Source organism: Mesorhizobium sp. M7A.F.Ca.US.002.01.1.1 (assembly GCF_004022955.1).
Classification (GTDB): domain Bacteria; phylum Pseudomonadota; class Alphaproteobacteria; order Rhizobiales; family Rhizobiaceae; genus Mesorhizobium; species Mesorhizobium ciceri.
On record NZ_RZQE01000608.1, the window covers coordinates 1 to 2,926 of the forward strand.

Annotated in this window: 2 protein-coding genes and 1 pseudogene; 2 read left to right on the top strand and 1 reads right to left on the bottom strand. The window is 62.9% G+C overall.

From position 1 onward, the window contains the following. Positions 1 to 322 (bottom strand): annotated as a pseudogene (locus EN932_RS32770) (hypothetical protein); the annotation flags it as partial. A 299-nt stretch (positions 323 to 621) separates the two neighbouring features. On the opposite strand from EN932_RS32770, the gene EN932_RS32775 reads away from it, so the two are divergent. Together EN932_RS32775 and msrA are read left to right on the top strand one after the other, a co-directional pair. Continuing rightward, positions 622 to 2,169: a glycosyltransferase family 39 protein gene (locus EN932_RS32775; RefSeq protein ID WP_127369709.1), complete on the top strand. Its 1,548-nt coding sequence runs from the start codon at positions 622 to 624 to the stop codon at positions 2,167 to 2,169. A gap of 82 nt (positions 2,170 to 2,251) precedes the next feature. Beyond that, a complete protein-coding gene (gene msrA, locus EN932_RS32780) occupies positions 2,252 to 2,770 on the top strand; it encodes a peptide-methionine (S)-S-oxide reductase MsrA (RefSeq protein WP_064993901.1) in 519 nt (172 codons plus the stop codon). Positions 2,771 to 2,926: the final 156 nt, after the last annotated feature.

Below are 2,926 nucleotides of genomic sequence, written 5' to 3' on the forward strand. Positions count from 1 at the left end.
CCAGCAGGACCAGCGAACCGCAGTTCATGATGCTGATGATGGCGGTCATGGTCAGGGCTGTTCTGCGGATCATGACCCGAAACTGGCCGATCGCATGCCACTCGTGGTCCTCGACCGCCTTGCGGGTGGCGGCCTGTGTCCAGGCGGTGGCCACCGACAAGGGCAGCAGCAGAGCGGCCTCCAGTGCGGGCGCTAGCCAGCGCGGCCCGAATGAGAGATTGTTGATGACCAGAAGCTGCAGGCAGATGATCACGAGAACGGCCGCACGGGCCATCCAGAAATCGAGCGCACGGTAGTGGATGATGGCATGGTGGTGGCGCATTTATCAAATCCTGGATGCTTTTTTGGGGACGGGAACCGGTCAGGCGTAGGCGACGCCTGCCGCGATCACGCCCGGTGCGCCGTGCCCGGCATGTTCAGGGCGCTCCGGGACGGCGTGTTCCATTGTTGTCCTGCTGGCATGTGATGATGAGAGAGGCGGCATGGTGGCGCGAAACTCTGCCTCAATCTTGGTTTTGCCATGGTCACCCAAGTATACATTTTCGTAAGCTTCGAGTTCTGGGCTGTTCCAAAAACCGTCCGGTGTGATTTATCCACCGCATGACGCGAATCGACGAACCCATGAACGGTTGGCTGCCGGTCGGCAGTTCTGTTCCAGGCGACTGGCGGCAGTCGTCGATCTGGCAGGGGCTGACGCGCTATCCAGAAGCCGGCCTAGCGCTTTTATGCCTGACACAGATCCTGTGCTGGACCGTGGCGCCCGCGCTTGTCGACGTGTCACCGCCCAACGATGTCGTCGAAGGCTTCATGTGGGGCCGCGAATGGGTGCTGTTGACCTACAAGCATCCACAGCTTCCCGGCTGGCTGCTCGAGATCAGCCATCTTCTGACCGGATCGTTCCGCTGGCCGCAATATCTCGTGGCTCAGCTAACGATCTCGGCCACTTTCGTGCTAGTCTATCTGCTGGCCCGCGACATGCTCGGGCGAACCCGCGCGCTGGCCGCCGTGCTTCTGATGCCGTCGCTCTATTTCTTCGGCTGGCCGACCCCACAGTTCAATCATGACTACGCGCAGATGCCCTTCTGGGCCGCTATCTGCTGGCTGTTGTGGCGTGCGGGCCGTGGTGGTGGGCCGGGCTGGTGGCTGGCGCTCGGGCTGGTGTCGAGCGTCGGGCTCTATGCCAAGCTTTCCACCGGCCTATTATTGCTTTTCGGGGCGATCTGGCTGCTGTCGGACACACGCGCACGCAGTCGGCTCGCCACGCCCTGGCCATGGCTCGGGCTCGCGGTTTTCGGCGCTGTCGCCGCTCCACTGGCCGCCGAACTCTGCCGCGTCGATTTCCTGCCGCTGACCTATGCCGCCTGGCGCGATCAGTGGGTGGTGGCCCATCGCTCCCGCTTTTATTATATCGGCGTCCAGATGGCCGGGCTCGGCGGCTTTCTTCTGGTGCTGGCGATATCAGGGCTGCTGCGGCGCTCGCCCGCGCCGCAAAAGCCCGTCGGGCGCGGCACGCTGGTCTATCTCTTGTGGATGGGGGTTGGCCCGGCGATCCTCGTCATGGTGGCGTCCCTGTTCACCGGCGCCGGCGAGGCCTGGGGCGCGCCGATGTACAATCTTGCTGGCGTTGTGGCGCTCGCCTTGCTGGGCCATCGCCTCGGCGCCATCGAGATGCGAAAGCTGGCGATCTGCGCGCTCATCTCCATTGTCGGCATATCCGGTGCCTATGCGGGCATCCGCTGGACGAAATGCAATCTGCGTGGGCGCATGGACGCCGTCTGCTGGCCGGCGCAAAAGATCTCGGATGAGGCAGAGGCTGTCTGGCACGCTGCGACGCCCGATCGGCTCGACATCGTCGGCGGCCATGCCCTTATTGCGCCGCTGGCGGGCCTCAATGCCTATGACAAGCCGTCGATCTTCACCGAACTGAACATGCAGTACGCCCCCTGGATCACCAAGGAGCGGCTGCGCGAGCATGGCATATTGCTGGTCTGGCCCGGGCGCGATGTGCCATCTTATCTGCAGGCGTGGGTGGGCGACATCCCGGTCAAAACCGTTCTTTTCGACTGGTCGCTCAAGGCGCCGCCGGTGGCGATCAGCTTCGCCGCCATTCCGCCTGGCGCGCGGCAGTTGCCGGGTGCTATCGACGGCCTCGCCCGACCGAGCAACTGAAGCAGATCCGCCGGTCCGCTGGACGAAGCAGGTGACAATGCCCATCTATGTCCAGACAAACTTGCCTTTGAGGAGACGTGATATGGCGACTTCGACCGAACGCGCAGTCCTTGCCGGTGGCTGCTTCTGGGGTATGCAGGATTTGATACGGCGCTATCCCGGCGTCATTTCCACCCGTGTTGGCTACAGCGGCGGCGACGTGCCCAACGCCACCTACCGCGACCACGGCAGCCATGCCGAAGCCATCGAGATCAATTTCGATCCGGCCATCATAAGCTATCGCACGCTGCTGGAACGCTTCTTCCAGATCCACGATCCGACGACCCGCAACCGTCAGGGCAACGATGTCGGGATGAGCTATCGCTCGGCTATCTACTACACCAGCGACGAACAGAAGCGCATCGCCGAGGACACGATCGCCGATGTCGATGCCTCGGGCCTGTGGCCGGGCAAGGTCGTCACCGAAGTCGCACCCGTTGGCCCCTTCTGGGAAGCCGAGCCCGAGCATCAGGACTATCTGGAGAAATATCCCAACGGATACACCTGCCACTTCGTCAGGCCGGGGTGGAAGCTGCCGGTTCGGGAAAAAGCGGTGCCGTAGATACACTGATACGACAGGATTTGAGAAGCCGCGGAGCGCTCGCTCCGCGGCTTCTTTTCATTGCAATTCCTACTTGCCGCAATGGTTGTCGTTAACTGTCGGCGCGGTGGTGCCCGGCGACGTACCACTGGCATCGGGCTGTGCGCCCTGCGGATG